The sequence below is a fragment of the Dysosmobacter sp. Phy genome (assembly GCF_054476235.1).
Genome location: NZ_CM136997.1, coordinates 2,793,451 through 2,810,841, shown reverse-complemented (window position 1 = coordinate 2,810,841; position 17,391 = coordinate 2,793,451). Strand labels below are relative to the sequence as shown.

The following is a 17,391-nucleotide window of genomic DNA, read 5'->3' as shown; positions in this document are numbered from 1 at the left end:
GGGACGGTGTATGTTTCCACTTCCACAAATATCCTGTGCGAGCGGATAGGTCAACCACCGGTTCCTGTAGAAGAAAGCATCCGTATCTGCGCAGAGGCGGGATTTAACTATTTGGATTTCGGCTTTGCAGAACTTGGCTTTTTTTCTCAGGAATTTCGTAGCAATGGCTGGCGCGAAAAAATCCGGCGCTGCGCGGAACTGGCCCGGGAGCGGGGAATCACCTTTGTTCAAGGTCACGGCAGTCTGCTGGACTTCTGCAATCCGGGAGAGGACTATGCGTTCCGACTGGAACTACTGAAACGCAGTTTTTACGGTGCCCAGATGCTGGAGATCCCCTGGCTGGTAGTGCATCCGTCCTGCAGGATGGCAGATGGTGTGCCGGAAGCGGACACTCATGAGAAAAACGTGGCGTTTTTCTCCGCCCTTTCGGATTTCGCTGCGCCGCTGGGCGTGGGCATTGCCATCGAGAACATGTGGTCTGGGGCGAACCCCCGGGGCAGGCCTTACGCTGTGGAGGCGGAGGAATTGCTTCGGCTGGTCCGGGACGTGGACCGTCCCAACGTGGGGGTGTGCTGGGACATCGAGCACGCCAGCGTGGAACAACTCCCGCAGGGGGACTCTATCCGCCTGCTGGGCACTCACATTAAGGCCACCCACATTTCCGACGATACAGGACCAACTAATATTCATATTCTTCCCTACACGGGTAATCTCCATTGGGAGGAAGTTTTGCAGGCTTTTAGAGATATCCAATACGACGGACCATTTTCCTTGGAAGTCCAGCACTATCTCTTGCGGATGCCACCGGAACTGTGGATAGAGGCCGTTCATTTTGCCAGAAAAATCTGCGAGAATATGGTGAGATTATATCTCGGATGAGCATAATAACAATTAACAAATGCGTTTAAATGTAAGTTGTGGCTTGTTTTTCTGGTGGTTGACAAAAAAGCTAGAGTTAAAATTGGTCGAGCTCATAAACCATCTGCTATGTAATTCGAGACATTATATTCAGAGCCTTACGGATAGCTTACAGCTGTTCGTAAGGCTCCTACTCTATCCACTGCTATAAGTGAAAAGAGCAGTCAATGCCTTGCTGAATAATATGCTCCCGGTTCATATGTTAACCTTTTCTCTGTTTATCAAAATAATTATAGTGATTTATCAAAAGTAAGGAAATGTCCGCGAAATGATTCTCAAAGAATTTGACATTGTCTGAGTGTTTTCTACGGGGGCGAGGTATAGTATGCCTTGCCCCCTTGGAACAGGAATACAGTTAAAATATCGTATTTTAAGAAAGGAGCTTGGGAGCTTGTCAAATCAATGCTTCAAATCAATCGATGAATTACCGATTATGCTGACGATCCCGCAAGTGGCTATGGCCCTCAGTATCTCCCGCTCCAGTGCGTATGAGCTCGCCCATCAAAAAAGATTTCCTGCCATGCAGGTCGGCAGTCGTATTGTCGTTCCCAAAGAAAGGCTCATCTCCTGGATTGATGAAAGAGTTTCCCAAGGGATTATTTAGCGATTAGGGGGATTCGGTCATGACGAGGAGAAGAGCACGTGGAGAAGGGAGCATCCGAAAACGCAAAGATGGGAGATGGGAAGGGCGCTATACAATCGGTAGAGATGATGAAACTGGTAAATTCATATACCGGAGCGTTCTAGCAAAGACACAAATCGAATGTAAAAAGAAACTGCACGAAGCCATGCAGGTACAGCAAGAAGATCCTCGCTCACATGAGAAGAAGGTCCTTGTGGACAAAGTAAGCGAGATGGAACCGCAACATGCTTTAGGGCAAGTCAACGAAAAGAACAAAACGTATACAGTTGGTGAGTGGCTCGGGGTGTGGTATGAGATTTACTCAAAACCAAACCTCCGTAAAAGCACTCAGATTCAATACAAATATTTTCTGATGGATATTGTATCCCCCAGAATTGGACAAATACCTATCGAGAATCTGACAGGCCTTCAGCTTCAACGGCTCTATCAGGATCTTCGTAAAGACGGAAAAATTCGAAAACCGGGAAACTTTGATCCAGGGTTAAGTGCTAAGACTGTAAGAAGTATTCATATGCTGCTGCATTGCTTTTTTAATCAGGCAGTAAAGGAGGGACTCATCCCAAAGAATCCGACCGATGATTGCAAACCACCCAAAGTTGAACGAAGGGAGATGAGAGTGATCCAGCCGGATCAAATTTCATCTTATCTCCGTGCAGCAGCTAATCATAATGTTTTGCCAATGTTTTATCTGGAATTGACTAGCGGCTTGCGTAAAGGAGAATTGCTTGCCCTGCTCTGGAGCGATTTGGATGTAAAGCAATGTAGCATTTCAATTACGAAGACAATGTCCAGGAGAGAAGGTACAGTAGAGGTATCTCCGCCAAAAACAAAAAACTCCATCCGCCGAATAGTGATTTCAGAACAGACTGTGGAGTTATTGCTGGAGGAACACAGCCAGCATCCCCAAAATCCATATATGTTTCCGTCCCCTGTGACTGGCATGATGTATGATCCAGATGCAGTCGGAAGGATACACAAAAAACTGTTAAAGGAAGCTGGTTTAGAAGACTGTCGATTTCATGATCTGCGGCATACATTCGCAACATTGGCCCTGCAAAATGGGGTAGACATCAAAACGCTGTCGGGAATTCTGGGCCATACTTCCTCCGGATTTACTCTTGACACATACACACATGTCACACCCAAAATGCAGCAGGACGCAGCAAATAAAATAGATCAGTTCATGAAAATGAATATGTAAAAAAACAGGCAAAAATGTCCAATATTTCCGATTGGATTTTTCGGTTAATGGGTCATATAATGGGTCAAAAAAATGACAACCTCAAAAAAGTACAAAAAAGCCGCCGATTTCCAAGAAATCAGCGGCTTTTTTGGTACGCCCTGAGGGATTCGAACCCCCGGCCTTCTGGTCCGTAGCCAGACGCTCTATCCAGCTGAGCTAAGGGCGCGTGTCTCACAGACAGCTTAATTATACTAGCACACTACTTTTGAAAATGCAAGAGTTTTTTTGCATTTTTTTTGGCTTTTTTTCAAACCCTTGTCAATGATGCGGCTTTGTGCTAAAGTACAGATTGTATCGATACAGGAAAGCGGTGGGTTTATGGAAAACAACACCTTTAAGAGCGTTGCCTTTGGCGGGTTTGACAAGCAGGACGTCATCCGCTACATTGAACAGTCCTCCCGGGAGGCTGCGGAGCTCCAGGAGCGGCTCCAGCAGGAACTCGACGGCCTGCGTGCCAAGGTTCAGGCATTGGAGACCCAGGCTGCGGATCAGGAGCGCCGGGCGGGGGAGGCGGAGGACCGCTGCCGGGAGCTGGAGCGGCGTCTGAACCGGGAGCAGAGCGCCCGGCAGGCATTGGAGCAGGAACGGGACCGCCTCCAGACCCTGGCCGACGAGGCCCAGCGCCTGCGGCCGGAGGCTCAGGCATACGCTCAGTTCCGGGACCGGGTTGGAGATATCGAGTGTGAGGCCCACCAGCGTGCAGCCGCTTTGGAAAGTGCCACTCTGACCAAGCTGCGGCAGGCGTCTGGTACTTTCCAGACACAGTACCAGACGGCCATGGGCGTGTTTGAGACCGCGGCCGCCCACGTCAATGCCGAGCTGCGTAAAATTGAGGTGACGCTCTCCCAGCTGCCCCGGGCCATGGATCGGACCGGCTTGGAGCTCAAGGAACTGGAGCAGATGCTTGAGCCAGTGTCCACCGGGAACAAGTGAATGAGAATAAGGCAACGGGGCCGGGTGAACCACCTGGCCCCGCTGTGCTTTTTTCTCCGAAAAATGAAAAAAAGTAAGGTAAAACAAAAAATTTTGGCCTTCGCTGCATAGGGGTGGACAAGCCTGTTAAAAATAAAACAAAAAGGAAACTTTTGATAGTATCGCACACGTTTGCATTAATTTACGCACACGTTTGCGTTCAATCGACAAAAAATCTTACCCGATCTTTGTGCAAAAAGAAGAAACCGGGTCCATCCGGCAAAATTTCCTTGCAAAGGAAGGGAGCCTGCCCTATACTGAATTCAATTAATTAAATCTTAACAGTGGGTCAGTGCGCCGCAGGGGCGGGGAGAAGCGCGGCGCAGCCGGCCGCAGGCGGCCGGCACAAGCGTATACCAATGGCAGAAGATCCGCCCGGAACCCCCTATCTTTATTTACGGAGAGAAGGTGAAAATGGATGTCCCTGGAAGTCATTGAGAAAGTCACACAGGTGGAGACCGAGACCCGGGAGCGCAAGTCTGCCGCGGAAGCGGAGGCGAAAAAGATCATTGCCGACGCGGAGCGGGAGGGGCTTGCGCTCTTGCAGCAGGTGCGCGCCAAGGCCGCTGAGACCGGCGCCGCCCAGCTCAAGCAGGCGGAGGCGAGAGCAGCGGAGCGTTCCGCCAAAATCGCCGCCGACGCGGAGGCGGAGGCGGCCGCACTGCGGACGCAGGCCGGCAAGCATCTGGAGGAGGCAGCCGAGTTTATTGTCGGAAGGGTTGTGAATCACTGAGATGGCCATTGTAAAAATGAAAAAGCTCCGGGTCATCGCCATGGCCGACCGACGGGAGGAACTGCTCCGGGAGCTGCTGCGGCTGGGGTGCCTTGAGATCAGCGAGCCGGATGAAAAGCTGTCCGCCCCGGCCTGGTCCGCTCTGATGCAGCGGGAGAGCTCCGGCCTCTCTGCCACCAAGGTGGAGATCGGAGACGTGAACACCGCCCTGGCGGCCATCAAGCGCTATGCCCAGCTGAAGGAGGGCGTATTCATCAAGCGCCACCCCATCTCCGAAAAGGAGTTTTTGGGCAGCGGCACGGTGGAGCAGGCCCAGACGGTCAGCCGGGAAGTGGGGCAGCAGCTCCAGACGCTGACCCGCCTTCAAGGCGAGGAGAGCCGTCTGCTGTCCCGCCAGGCGGGGCTGGAGCCCTGGCGGGCTCTGGACATGCCCCTGGAACTCCAGGGCAGTGAACACGCCGTGTTCCGCCTGATGGTGTGTCCCGGATCCACGGATATGACCGCCGTGCAGACGGCCCTGGCGGACACCGCCGCCCAGATGCTGGAGATCAGCGCCGACAAGCAGCAGCGCTACTGCCTGCTGATCTGCCATAAGGCGGAGGAGGAGCAGGCGCTGGAGCAGCTGCGGCCCTTCGGGTTCAGCGCCACCGCCTTTCAGGGCCTCACCGGTACGCCGGAGGAGAACCTGCGGCAGCTGGATGGCGAGATCGCGGAGAACCGGAAGCAGCAGGAGGCGGCCACCGCGGCCATCGTGTCCCAGGCCGGCGCCCGGGACGCCCTGCGTGTCTATGTGGACCGGCTGGCGGCCGAGGCGGCCAAGGACCAGAACAGCGAGCGGCTGCTGACCGACGGCACCATCCTCTTTTTCGAGGGTTGGGCCCCGGCGGAAAAGCTCAGCCAGGTGGGCGCCCTGCTGGACAAGCTGGGCTGCGCCTGGGAGGCGTCGGACCCCACGGAGGACGAGATCTCCAAGGTGCCGGTGCAGCTGAAAAACAACGCGCTGACCCGGCCGCTGAACATGGTGACGGAGATGTACTCGCTCCCCGCCTATGACAATGTGGACCCCAACCCGCTGATGGCGCCGTTCTTCATTCTGTTCTACGGCATCATGATGGCGGATATGGGCTACGGATTGCTGATGATCCTGGCCTCGGTGCTGGTGACGAAGAAATATCACCCCAAGGGCACCATGGGCCACCTGTTCTCCCTGATGGGCCTGTGCGGCGTCAGCACCTTCATCATGGGTGCTGTCACCGGCGGCTTCTTCGGAGACTTCCTGACCCAGGTGGTGCTGCTGACCACCGGCAAGGACTTCGCCCTGCCGGCCCTGTTCACCCCGCTGAACGACACGCTGATGATCCTGGTGGGCGCCATGTGTCTGGGTTTCGTCCAGATCGTCACGGGCATGGTGATCAGCATGGTCCAGAAGTTCAAAAAGGGACAGGTCGTGGACGCCGTGTGGGAGGAGATCACCTGGTTCGTGGTCTTTGCCGGCGGCGGACTGCTGGCCCTGGGCGTGACCCCCATCGTGCTGTACGTGGGCCTCGCCATGGTGCTGCTGGGCCCCATCATTACCGGAAAAGGCCTGGGGAAGATCACCGGCATCTTCGGCTCCCTGTACAACCACATCACCGGGTACTTTGGCGACATCCTGTCCTATTCCCGTCTGATGGCTCTGATGCTGGCCGGCAGTGTCATCGCCCAGGTGTTCAACACCCTGGGCGCCATCCCCGGCAACATCGTCGTCTTTATCATCATCTCCATGGCGGGCAACGCCCTGAACTTCGCCCTGAACCTGCTGGGCTGCTATGTCCACGATCTGCGCCTGCAGTGCCTGGAGTATTTCGGTAAGTTCTACGAGGACGGCGGCAAGCCGTTCCGGCCCCTGGCGATCAACACAAAATTTGTCGATATTCAAAACGACTGAGGAGGAAAAATATTATGAGCGGTTTCTTTGATGCATTCGGCGGTCTGGCTCTGGCGCTGCTGGGCGCCGGTCTCGCGGCGGCTCTGTCCGGCGTTGGCTCTGCAAAGGGTACCGGCATCGCCGGTGAAGCCGGCACGGGCCTTCTGTGCCAAGACCCCTCCAAGTTCGGTAAGGTCATGATCCTGCAGGTCATCCCCGGCACCCAGGGCCTGTACGGCCTGGTGGTGTGGTTCTTCGCCATTTTCCGCATGGGGCTGCTGGGCGGCGACGGCCTGCCTGATCTGACCGTGCAGCAGGGCCTGCAGTACTTCGTGGCGTGCCTGCCCATGGCGTTGGGCGGCCTGCTCTCCGCCATTGCCCAGGGCCGCGTGGCCGCCGGCTCCATCAACATCCTGGCCAAGAAGCCCGACGACTGGTCCAAGGGCATGGTGCTGTGCATCACCGTGGAGTTCTACGCCATCCTGTCTCTGCTGGCTTCCATGCTGATGATCATCAATATCAGCAAGTAAGCGCCGGAAGAAAGGCGAATTGCTTATGAACGGAATCGAAAAAATCACGGCGCGGATCAACGCGGACGCCCAGGCGGAGATCGACCGGATCCTCGCCCAGGCAAGGGAGGAGGCCGCCCGCATCACCGAGCGGTACAAGACCCAGGCGGACGCTGAGGCCGCCGCCCTGGCTGCCCGCAGTGAAAAAGCTGCCGCGGAGCGGGAAGAGCGTCTGGTCAGCGTGGCCCAGATGGAAGCCCGGAAGGTGGGCCTGGCCGCCAAGCAGGAAATGGTGGAGAAGGTCTATGAGCGGGCCCTGGAGAAGCTGCGGACCATGCCCCAGGAGCAGTACACAGCCGTTCTGGCAGCGCTGCTGATCCAGGCCTCCGCCACCGGCACCGAGGAGGCCATCTTCTCTCCGGAGGACCGGGACAAGGCCGGCAAGGCCGCCGTGGCCAAGGCCAACGAGCAGCTGCCCAAGGGCGGCCTGACCGTCTCCCAGGAGACCCGGAACATTGCCGGCGGCTTTATTCTCAAGGACAACAACGTGGAGGTCAACTGCACCTTCGATACCCTGGTGCGCCTGCAGAAGGCGGAGACCGCGGGAGCGGTGGCAAAGAAGCTGTTCCCGGACACCTGACAAGGAGGAAGTGTCTTGGCGAAAAAAATCAAGGACACCGATTACCTGGTGATCTCCGCCCGCGTCAAGGCCATGGAGACCGGGCTGCTGACCCGGGAGCGGATGGAACAGATCCTGGAGGCCAAAACCGACGAGGAGGCCGCCAAGATCCTCCAGGAGTGCGGCTACGGTGAGCTGGACGCCGCCGATCCCGAGGCCATGGACGCGGCGCTCTCCGCCGCCCGGGAGGCCACTCTCTCCGATGTCATGGACGGCGCTCCGGAGCCCAGGTATATCGAGCTGTTCAAACTGAAATACGACTATCACAATGTCAAGGCCCTGCTGAAGGCCGAGGCCATGGGCACCAGCGCCGACCGGATGCTGATGGACATGGGCCGGGTGAGCACGGCGGTGCTGAAGGAGGCGGTCCGCTCCGGTGAACTGGACAGCCTGCCTCCCATGCTGGCCTCGGCGGTGGCGGAGGCCCGGGAGATCCTGGACACAACCCGCGACCCCCAGCTCAGCGACATCGCCCTGGACCGCTGGACCTACGCTGACATGGCGGCCCTGGCGGAGGAGGTCAACAGCGATTTCCTCCGGGGCTATGTGGCCGTTCAGATCGACGCCGCCAACCTCCGCGCCCTGGTGCGGACGGTCCGCATGGGCAAGAGCCCGGAGTTCCTCCGGGGCGTGCTCATGGAGGGCGGTGAGGTGGCGGCCGACGCCATTTTGACCCTCAGCGCCAACCGCGGCAGCGGCATGAACGAGGTCTACGGACCCACCCGGTTCGCCGCCGCGGCGGAGGCCGGGGCCGAGGCCCTGCGGGGCGGTCCTCTGACGGAATTTGAAAAGCTGTGCGACGACGCGGTGGGCGACTATCTCGCCGGCGCCCAGTACGTGCCCTTCGGCGAGGCGCCGCTGGTCGGCTACCTGGCCGCCCGGGAGACGGAGTACACCAACCTGCGGATCCTCCTGATGGGGCGCGGCGCGGGGCTCCCGGCGGACGTGATCCGCTCCCGGCTCCGGGCCAGCTATGTGTAAGGCGGGGTGAGAAGTATGGCGACAACGTATCAGATCGCAGCCGTGGGAGACTGGGAGTCCGTCATGGGCTTCCGTGCCCTGGGGCTGGACACCTACCCCGTCACCTCCGTGGAGGAGGCCCGGGAGCAGATCCGGGAGCTGGCCAAGACCAACTGCGCGGTGATCTACCTGACGGAGCAGCTGGCCAAGGACATGGAGGACGTGATCTCCCACTACAAGGATGAGATCCGCCCCGCCATCATCCTGATCCCCGGCCGGGAGGGCTCTCTCGGCATCGGCAAGGCCAACATCCAGCGGGCCATCGAGCGGGCGGTAGGCGCGGACATCCTCTGAGACGTCAAGGGGGAGCAGGCTCCCCCTTGAGGACCCCCACCACCAGTCTGCGGACTGGTGTGTGCGCCCCGGGGGCGCACGGGGCGCGGAATTTTCGCCACGCCGCAGCGTGAAGAAAATATGCCGGTGGTATATTTTCAGCGGAGACCGCAGCGGCTGTGCCGCGAGGAGACGCACTTGCTGTCGCGGCGAAAATGATTTGATTTTTTGATTTGCCGAAGGCAAATCAACCGGGGAAAACGGCGAAGCGCCGCCGGCGGCGGATGAAGCGAGCCGTTTTCGAGGCAGCGGCGCGATCGGCGGCCCCAACGGGGCCGGGGATCGCAGCGCCGCAACGGTGGAGACCCTTTGGTTTCCCCTGGCCCCCTTCCGCTGGGCGCGGAGCGGGGGAGGGGGAGGACCGGTTTCCCAATTCTTTCTGGCGAATCTATCCTGAAAGAAGGTATTTGTATTGAGCGGTAAAGTTGTGAAAGTATCCGGACCGCTGGTCGTGGCCACGGGCCTGAAGGACGCCAATATGTCCGACGTGGTCCGTGTGGGCCCCCAGCGGCTGATCGGCGAGATCCTGACCATGAAGGGCGACTCCGCCTCCATCCAGGTCTACGAGGAGACCTCCGGCCTGGGACCCGGCGCCGTGGTGGAGACCACCGGCGCCCCCATGAGCGTGGAGCTGGGCCCCGGCATGATCGAGGGCATCTATGACGGCATCCAGCGCCCCCTGGAGAAGATCGTGGAGAAGGTGGGTGCCTGCATCACCCGCGGCGTGGAAGTTCCCGCCCTGGACCAGGAGAAGAAGTGGGAGTTCACCGCCACTGCCGCCGTGGGCGACAAGGTGACGGGCGGCGACATCATCGGCACCGTCCCCGAGACGCCGGTGGTGCTCCACAAGATCATGGTGCCTCCCACCCTGAGCGGCACCATCAAGAGCATCCAGAGCGGCTCCTTCAACGTGCGGGAGACCGTGGCGGTGCTGACTACCGACGACGGCAAGGACGTGCCCCTGACCATGAGCCAGAAGTGGCCCGTCCGCGTGGGCCGTCCCTACAAGCACAAGTATCCCCCCAAGCGGCCCCTGTGCTCCGGCCAGCGGATCATCGACACCATGTTCCCCATCGCCAAGGGCGGCACTGCCGCCGTGCCGGGCCCCTTCGGCTCCGGCAAGACCGTGGTGCAGCACCAGCTGGCCAAGTGGTCCGACGTGGACATCGTGATCTACATCGGCTGCGGCGAGCGCGGCAATGAGATGACCGACGTTCTGCGCGAGTTCCCGGAGCTGAAGGACCCCCGCACCGGCGAGTCGCTGATGAAGCGGACCGTGCTGATCGCCAACACCTCCGATATGCCCGTGGCCGCCCGTGAGGCCTCCGTCTACACCGGCATCACCATTGCGGAGTACTTCCGAGATATGGGCTATGACGTGGCCGTCATCGCCGACTCCACCTCCCGCTGGGCCGAGGCCCTGCGCGAGATGTCCGGCCGTCTGGAGGAGATGCCCGGCGAGGAGGGCTACCCCGCGTACCTGGCCTCCCGTCTGGCCCAGTTCTACGAGCGCGCCGGCTCCGTGGAGTGCATCGGCACCGACGAGCGCCGGGGCAGCCTGACCGCCGTTGGCGCCGTGTCGCCTCCCGGCGGCGACCTCTCTGAGCCCGTCTCCCAGGCTACCATGCGGATCGTCAAGGTGTTCTGGGCCCTGGACTCCTCTCTGGCCTACAAGCGCCACTTCCCGGCCATCAACTGGCTGAACTCCTACTCTCTGTACCTGGACTCCCTGAAGCCCTGGTTTGACGAGAATCTGGGCGAGGCCTTCATGGCCAACCGCGGCCGCGCCATGAGCATCCTGCAGAACGAGGCCAGCCTCAACGAGATCGTCCAGCTGGTGGGCAAGGACGCCCTGTCTCCCGCCGACCAGCTGACCCTGGAGGTGGCCCGGATGGTCCGCGAGGACTTCCTGCAGCAAAACGCCTTCACCGATATCGACGGCTTCTCCAGTTACGACCGGCAGGAGAAGCTGCTGGCAATGATCCTGCGCTACGAGACGCTGTGCCGGGACGCCATCGCCAAGGGCGCCGCCGTCATGAAGCTCTTCGACATCCCTGCCCGTGAGAAGATCGGCCGCGCCAAGAGCGTGCCCGTGGAGGAGTACGAGCAGGCCTACGCCCAGATCCAGGCCGAGATGGAGCAGCAGATCGCCGATGTGATCGCTCAGGGAGGTGACGAGTTATGATCCGTGAATACAGAACCGTAGAGGAGATCGTCAGTCCTCTGATGATGGTCCGCATGGTGGAGAACGTCACCTACGACGAGCTGGTCGAGGTGGAGCTCCACGACGGATCCATCCGCCGGGGCAAGGTGCTGGAGGTCAACGGCGACACCGCTGTGGTCCAGCTGTTCGAGTCTGCCGCCGGCATCAACCTGGCCGACGCCAAGGTCCGCTTCCTGGGCCACCCGCTGCAGCTGGGCGTGTCCGGCGACATGCTGGGCCGCGTGTTCAACGGCATGGGCCAGCCCATCGACGGCGGCCCCGACATCCTGCCCGAGGAGTACCGGGACATCAACGGCCTGCCCATGAACCCGGCCGCCCGTGACTACCCCAACGAGTTCATCCAGACCGGCGTCAGTACCATCGACGGTCTGAACACCCTGGTCCGCGGCCAGAAGCTGCCCATTTTCTCCGGCTCCGGCCTGCCCCACGCCAATCTGGCGGCCCAGATCGCCCGCCAGGCCAAGGTGCTGGGGGACGACGCCTCCAACTTCGCCGTGGTGTTCGCCGCCATCGGCATCACCTTCGAGGAGTCGGAGTTCTTCGTCAGCGAGTTCCGCCGCACCGGCGCCATCGACCGTACCGTCCTGTTCTCGAACCTTGCCAATGACCCGGCCGTCGAGCGTATTTCTACCCCTCGTATGGCCCTGACCGCCGCCGAGTATCTGGCCTTTGAGAAGGGCATGCACGTGCTGGTCATCATGACCGACATCACCAACTACGCCGAGGCCCTGCGCGAGGTCTCCGCCGCCAAGAAGGAGGTCCCGGGCCGCCGCGGCTTCCCCGGCTACCTGTACACCGACTTGGCCACGCTCTATGAGCGCGCCGGCCGCCGGCTGGGCAACCCCGGCTCCATCACCCTGATCCCCATTCTGACCATGCCCGAGGACGACAAGACCCACCCCATCCCCGACCTGACCGGCTATATCACCGAGGGCCAGATCATCCTCTCCCGCGCACTGTACCGCCAGGGCATTCACCCGCCGGTGGACGTGCTGCCCAGCCTGAGCCGTCTGAAGGACAAGGGCGTCGGCAAGGGCAAGACCCGGGAGGACCACGCCGACACCATGAACCAGCTCTTCGCCGCCTACTCCACCGGTAAGGACAACAAGGAGCTGATGAGCATTCTGGGCGAGGCCGCCCTGACCCCCACGGACCTGCTGTACGCCAAATTCGCCGACGAGTTTGAGCGCCGCTACGTCAACCAGGGCTACGAGGAGAACCGCTCCATCGAAGAGACACTGAACCTGGGCTGGGAGCTCCTCAGCATCCTGCCCAAGGCGGAGCTGAAGCGGATCAAGCCGGAACTGATCGAGAGATACTGGCCGAAAAAAGACGAGCAGAAGTAAGGAGGGGTGAGCCATGGCGAATATCACGGTAAGCCCTACCCGTATGGAGCTCACCCGCCTCAAGGGCAAGCTGCGCACGGCCCAGCGGGGCCACAAGCTGCTCAAGGACAAGCGGGATGAGCTGATGAAGCAGTTCCTGGACACCGTCCGGGAGGTCCGCGCCCTCCGCGCCGAGGTGGAGGAGGAACTGATGAAGGTCCACAACTCCTTCACCGTGGCCTCCGCCCTCATGAGCTCCGAGGCTCTGGAGCAGGCCCTGCTCTATCCCAAGCAGAGCGTGGAGCTGACCCAGACCACCCAGAACATCATGTCCGTCAACGTGCCGGTGTATCACTTCCAGACCAAGACCAAGTCGGATTCTGACATCTACCCCTACGGCTTCGCGGCTACCTCCGGCGAGCTGGACGCCGCCGTGGACGCCCTGGGGAAGGTGTTCCAGAAGATGCTGAAGCTGGCGGAGATCGAGAAGTCCGCCCAGCTGATGGCGGAGGAGATCGAAAAGACCCGCCGCCGGGTCAACGCGCTGGAGTACGTGATGATCCCCGACACCCAGGATGCCATCCGGTATATCACCATGAAACTGGATGAGAACGACCGCGCCACCACCACCCGGCTGATGAAAGTCAAGGATATGCTCCTCAAGGAGGCTATCGAGGAGCGCCGGGAGGCCAGCGAGGAGGCGGTCAAAGCCTTCGGCGGAGCCCAGGAGGTCTGATCCTCCCGGCGCGCGCCGTTCCGCAAAGACCCAGAGACGGGGTCCCGGCAGGGACCCCGTTTTTCCCTGCCTCTTTCCCGCAAACTGGGGAGATGGAGATAAAGAAGTCTTGACGAAACAGAAAAACCGGTGTAGTGTATTTCTGTTAGGCAACAACGCATTTGCGCGTGATTTCCGCTGAAAAGGAGAGAAAACGACCATGTACTGCGTACAGAATATCCATGAGGACCTGCTGTGGCTGGGCGCTTCCGACCGGCGTCTGGCCAAGTTCGAGAATGTGTTCCCCATTCCCCGGGGCGTCAGCTACAACAGCTACCTGGTGCTGGACGAAAAGACCGTCCTGCTGGATACCGCCGACCAGGCGGTGGGCGAGCGGTTCTTTGAGAACCTGTGCTTTGCTCTGGCGGGCCGGGAACTGGACTATGTGGTTGTAAACCATATGGAGCCGGACCACTGCGCTACCCTGGAGCAGCTGCTGTGCCGGTTCCCCAGCGCCCAGGTTGTGGGCAATGCCAAGACCATCACCATGATCGGCCAGTTCTTCGACTGCGATCTGACCGGCCGCACCGTCGTGGTGAAGGAGGGGGACACCCTCACCACCGGCCGCCACACCTTCACCTTCCTGATGGCCCCCATGGTCCACTGGCCGGAGGTTATGGTGACCTATGACACCACCGACAAGACCCTGTTCTCCGCCGACGCCTTCGGCACCTTCGGCGCCCTCAACGGCAACATCTTCGCCGACGAGGTGAACTTCGAGCGGGACTGGCTGGACGATGCCCGCCGGTATTACACCAACATCGTGGGCAAGTATGGCGCCCAGGTCCAGGCCCTGCTGAAGCGGGCCGCCGGTGTGGAGATCCAGTGCCTGTGCCCGCTGCACGGCCCTATCTGGCGTGAGAACATCCAGTGGTTCGTGGACAAGTACCAGACCTGGAGCACCTACGCTCCCGAGGACCGGGCCGTGGCCATCTTCTCCGGCTCCATCTACGGCCATACGGAGAACGCCGCCGACATCCTGGCCTGCCGTCTGGCCCAGAAGGGCGTGAAGAACATCGCCCTGTACGACGTGTCCCACACGGATGTGTCCTATCTCGTCAGCGAGGCCTTCCGGTGCAGCCACCTGGTGTTTGCCTCCGCCACCTATAACGGCGAGATCTACACCCCCATGGAGGACTTCATCCGGGATCTGAAGTCCCACGGCCTGCGGGAGCGGTCCGTGGCTCTGATCGAGAATGGCACCTGGGCGGCCCAGTCCGCCCGGCTGATGACCGGCATCCTGGACACCATGAAGGACATGCGGGTCATGGAGGGCACCGTGACGCTGAAATCCTCCGTGAAGGAGGCCCAGCGCCGCAGCCTGGAGGCCCTGGCCGACAAGATCGCCGAGGAGCTGCTCCACTGAGCGTACATCCAAAAATGCCCCCGCCGGTCTCCCGGCGGGGGCAATGTTTTTCCGGGAGACGGCGGGGAGCGGAAGGGCAGAAAAGGCGCCTGACGTGAAAGCGTCAGGCGCCTTTGATCTCGGATTTTCTGTGATGGAAAATACCTTTACAGCAGCGTGATCCCAGCCTGCTCGCAGGCTTCCATGGTCTCTTTGTCCCACAGGCTGGCCTGGACCTCACCGATGTGGCAGGTGCCGATCAGCAGCATGCACAGACGGGACTGGCCGATGCCGCCGCCGATGGACTGGGGCAGCTCGCCGTTCAGGAGCATCTGGTGGAAGGGGAGCTTCCGGCGCTCGTCGCAGCCGGCCTCGGTCAGCTGGCGGTCCAGGGCGGCCTCGTCCACCCGGATGCCCATGGAGGAGATCTCAAAGCTCCGCTGGAGGACGGGGTTCCACATGAGGATGTCGCCGTTGAGGGTCCAGTCGTCGTAGTCCGGGGCACGGCCGTCGTGGGGCTTGCCGGAGCGGAGCTTGCCGCCGATCTGCATGAGGAACACGGTGTGGTGCTTGCGGCAGATCTCGGTCTCCCGCTCGCTGGGGGTCAGGTCGGGGAAGCGGTCCTCCAGCTCCTGAGTGGTGATGAAGTACACGTCCCGGTCCGGCTTGAAGGTCAGGACGGGGAAGGCGTTGCGCAGCGCGGCGGAGGTGTCGCAGATGGCGCCCACGATGTCCCGCACGGTCTCCCGCAGATAGATGTGGTTGCGGTTCTGGGGGTCGATGTGCTTCTCCCAGTCCCACTGGTCCACGTAGATGGAGTGGAGGTTGTCCACCTCCTCGTCCCGGCGGATGGCGTTCATATCGGTGTAGAGGCCGGTGCCCAGCTTGAACTCGTACCGCTTGAGGGCCAGCCGCTTCCACTTGGCCAGGGAGTGGACTACCTGGCCGTCGGTGCCCACGTCGGGCACGTCGAAGGTGACAGGGCGCTCCACGCCGTTGAGGTCGTCGTTGAGGCCGGTCTTGCCGTCCACGAACAGGGGGGCGGAGACCCGGTGCAGGTTCAGCCGCACGGTCAGGCTGTGCTGGAACTCCTGGTGGATCAGCTCGATGGCCCGCTGGAGCTCGTTGTTGGTCAGGGGCATCCGGTAACCGGCGGGAATGGTGATCTTGCTCATAGATGGAGGGTCCTTTCTGAATGTGGTTTGATGGGCTCAGGCGCCCAGCTTTTCAAGGCCCAGCCGCAGGCGGCGCAGGACCTCTTCCTTTCCGAGGATGTGGCAGATCTCCACGGCGCCGCCGGGAGTCACCTGCTTGCCGGCGGCGGCGATCCGCACGGGCCACATGAGGGTGGCGTTCTTCACGCCCATGGACTCGGCCAGGGCGATCAGGCAGTCATGGACGGCGTCCTGGGTCCAGTCGGACAGGGCCTCCAGGGCGGGGATGGCGGCTTGGAGCATCCGGGCGGAGACCTCGGCGTCGGTCTTGGACTTCTTGTTGGTGAAGAGGGCCGCGTCATAGTCCGGCAGGGCGTCGAAGAAGTCCACCTTCTCGGGGATCTCTGTCAGCTTTTCGCACCGGGCCTGGAGCAGGGCCGCCACAGCGGCGGCGTCGATGGCGGGGTTCTTTACGCTCTCACGGATATAGGGCTCCGCTACCTTGGCAAAGGCCTCCGGCGCCAGGGCGCGGAGATAGGTTGCGTTGAAGTAGGTGAGCTTGTCCATGTCGAAGATGGCCGGGGACTTGGAGATGCCGGCGATGTCGAAGGCCTTCACCAGCTCATCCAGGGAGAAGATCTCCTGCTCGCCAAGCTCCCCCTTGGGGGCCCAGCCCAGCAGGGCCACGTAGTTGAGGATGGCGTCGGTCAGGTAACCCTGGTCCCGCAGGTCCTCGTAGGAGGGGTCGCCGTGGCGCTTGCTCATCTTGTTGTGCTGGTCCCGCATGACGGGGGAGCAGTGTACGTAGGTGGGGATGTCCCAGCCAAAGGCCTCGTAGAGGAGGTTGTACTTGGGGGCGGAGGAGAGGTACTCGCTGCCCCGGACCACGTGGGTGATGCCCATGAGGTGGTCGTCGATGACGTTGGCGAAGTTGTAGGTAGGCAGGCCGTCCCGCTTCAGCAGCACCTGGTCGTCCAGGGTCTTGTTCTCCACGGTGATGTCCCCGAAGGACACGTCGTGGAAGGTGGTGGTGCCCTCGTGGGGGATCCGCTGGCGGATGACCCAGGGCTTGCCGGCGGCCAGGTTGGCCTGGATCTCCTCGGGGCTTAAGTCCCGGCAGGGGTCGTCGCCCCGGGAGAAGTCGCCGCTGTCCTCCTCGGACTCGGTCTTTTCGCAGAAGCAGTAGTAGGCCGCGCCCTTCTCCACCAGGAGCTTGGCGTAGGGCAGATACAGGTCCCGGCGCTCCGACTGGATATAGGGGCCCACGGGGCCGCCCACATCGGGGCCCTCGTCGTGGGTCAGGCCGCACTCGGCCATGGTGCGGTAGATGACGTCGGTGGCGCCTTCCACCAGGCGGCCCTGGTCGGTGTCCTCGATGCGCAGGATGAAGGTGCCGCCGGCGTGCCGGGCGATCAGCCAGGTGTACAGGGCGGTGCGCAGATTGCCCACGTGCATATAGCCGGTGGGGGAGGGGGCGAAGCGGGTGCGGACCTTCCCCTTGGGGATGCGGGCTTCCATCTGGTCAAAAAAAGCGGTGTCCATTGCCATGAATGTACCTCCGATCAAAAAATTCACGCAAAACAACAACCTACATTATCTATGGATTTCCCTG

Annotated in this window: 16 protein-coding genes and 1 tRNA gene; 14 read left to right on the top strand and 3 right to left on the bottom strand. The window is 60.8% G+C overall.

What is annotated here, in order from left to right; genetic code table 11:
- Window positions 1–6 precede the first annotated feature (6 nt).
- From ACVDHE_RS13995 to ACVDHE_RS13985, 3 genes are all read left to right on the top strand, one after another.
- Window positions 7–879, top strand: coding sequence for a sugar phosphate isomerase/epimerase family protein (locus ACVDHE_RS13995; RefSeq protein WP_458884894.1), 873 nt, complete (start codon window positions 7–9; stop codon window positions 877–879).
- 430 nt (window positions 880–1,309) lie between these two features.
- Window positions 1,310–1,522 (top strand): helix-turn-helix domain-containing protein, encoded by a 213-nt coding sequence (locus ACVDHE_RS13990; protein WP_458884893.1) that lies wholly within the window; start codon window positions 1,310–1,312, stop codon window positions 1,520–1,522.
- A gap of 19 nt (window positions 1,523–1,541) precedes the next feature.
- The gene (locus ACVDHE_RS13985) at window positions 1,542–2,762 is read left to right on the top strand and encodes a tyrosine-type recombinase/integrase (RefSeq protein ID WP_458884892.1); all 1,221 of its coding nucleotides are present in this window, start codon (window positions 1,542–1,544) and stop codon (window positions 2,760–2,762) included.
- A 131-nt stretch (window positions 2,763–2,893) separates the two neighbouring features.
- Here ACVDHE_RS13985 and ACVDHE_RS13980 read toward each other — a convergent pair.
- A tRNA-Arg gene (locus tag ACVDHE_RS13980) sits at window positions 2,894–2,970 on the bottom strand.
- Window positions 2,971–3,122: 152 nt separating this feature from the next.
- Between ACVDHE_RS13980 and ACVDHE_RS13975 the strand changes: the two genes are divergently transcribed.
- The 11 genes from ACVDHE_RS13975 (at window position 3,123) to ACVDHE_RS13925 (ending at window position 14,646) form a co-directional block, all read left to right on the top strand.
- Window positions 3,123–3,737, top strand: a complete 615-nt coding sequence (locus ACVDHE_RS13975) for a hypothetical protein (protein WP_418726093.1) — start codon at window positions 3,123–3,125, stop codon at window positions 3,735–3,737.
- A gap of 457 nt (window positions 3,738–4,194) precedes the next feature.
- Window positions 4,195–4,509 (top strand): hypothetical protein, encoded by a 315-nt coding sequence (locus ACVDHE_RS13970; RefSeq protein ID WP_458884891.1) that lies wholly within the window; start codon window positions 4,195–4,197, stop codon window positions 4,507–4,509.
- A 1-nt stretch (window position 4,510) separates the two neighbouring features.
- Window positions 4,511–6,436, top strand: a complete 1,926-nt coding sequence (locus ACVDHE_RS13965; RefSeq protein ID WP_458884890.1) for a V-type ATP synthase subunit I — start codon at window positions 4,511–4,513, stop codon at window positions 6,434–6,436.
- Between the two features lie 14 nt (window positions 6,437–6,450).
- The gene (locus tag ACVDHE_RS13960) at window positions 6,451–6,945 is read left to right on the top strand and encodes a V-type ATP synthase subunit K (RefSeq protein WP_213038616.1); all 495 of its coding nucleotides are present in this window, start codon (window positions 6,451–6,453) and stop codon (window positions 6,943–6,945) included.
- A gap of 25 nt (window positions 6,946–6,970) precedes the next feature.
- Window positions 6,971–7,564, top strand: a complete 594-nt coding sequence (locus ACVDHE_RS13955) for a V-type ATP synthase subunit E (protein ID WP_458884889.1) — start codon at window positions 6,971–6,973, stop codon at window positions 7,562–7,564.
- 15 nt (window positions 7,565–7,579) lie between these two features.
- Entirely contained in the window at window positions 7,580–8,584 is a 1,005-nt protein-coding gene (locus ACVDHE_RS13950) for a V-type ATPase subunit (protein ID WP_458884888.1), read from the top strand.
- Window positions 8,585–8,599: 15 nt separating this feature from the next.
- A complete protein-coding gene (locus ACVDHE_RS13945; protein ID WP_325227218.1) occupies window positions 8,600–8,917 on the top strand; it encodes a V-type ATP synthase subunit F in 318 nt (105 codons plus the stop codon).
- Window positions 8,918–9,368: 451 nt separating this feature from the next.
- Window positions 9,369–11,141 carry a V-type ATP synthase subunit A gene (locus ACVDHE_RS13940; RefSeq protein ID WP_458884887.1) on the top strand — a complete coding sequence of 591 codons (1,773 nt, stop codon included), beginning with the start codon at window positions 9,369–9,371 and terminating at the stop codon, window positions 11,139–11,141.
- Window positions 11,138–12,526 (top strand): V-type ATP synthase subunit B, encoded by a 1,389-nt coding sequence (locus ACVDHE_RS13935; protein ID WP_213038611.1) that lies wholly within the window; start codon window positions 11,138–11,140, stop codon window positions 12,524–12,526. Before ACVDHE_RS13940 ends, ACVDHE_RS13935 begins: the two co-directional genes overlap by 4 nt.
- A 13-nt stretch (window positions 12,527–12,539) precedes the next feature.
- A complete protein-coding gene (locus tag ACVDHE_RS13930) occupies window positions 12,540–13,241 on the top strand; it encodes a V-type ATP synthase subunit D (RefSeq protein ID WP_213038610.1) in 702 nt (233 codons plus the stop codon).
- Between the two features lie 199 nt (window positions 13,242–13,440).
- Window positions 13,441–14,646 carry an FprA family A-type flavoprotein gene (locus ACVDHE_RS13925; RefSeq protein WP_418726070.1) on the top strand — a complete coding sequence of 402 codons (1,206 nt, stop codon included), beginning with the start codon at window positions 13,441–13,443 and terminating at the stop codon, window positions 14,644–14,646.
- A gap of 146 nt (window positions 14,647–14,792) precedes the next feature.
- Here the strand turns inward: ACVDHE_RS13925 and asnA are convergent, their stop codons facing one another.
- Window positions 14,793–15,800, bottom strand: coding sequence for an aspartate--ammonia ligase (asnA, locus tag ACVDHE_RS13920; RefSeq protein ID WP_213038608.1), 1,008 nt, complete (start codon window positions 15,798–15,800; stop codon window positions 14,793–14,795).
- 36 nt (window positions 15,801–15,836) lie between these two features.
- On the bottom strand, window positions 15,837–17,327 hold the full coding sequence (gene gltX / locus ACVDHE_RS13915) for a glutamate--tRNA ligase (protein ID WP_458884886.1): 1,491 nt from the start codon (window positions 17,325–17,327) through the stop codon (window positions 15,837–15,839).
- Between the last annotated feature and the right edge of the window lie 64 nt (window positions 17,328–17,391).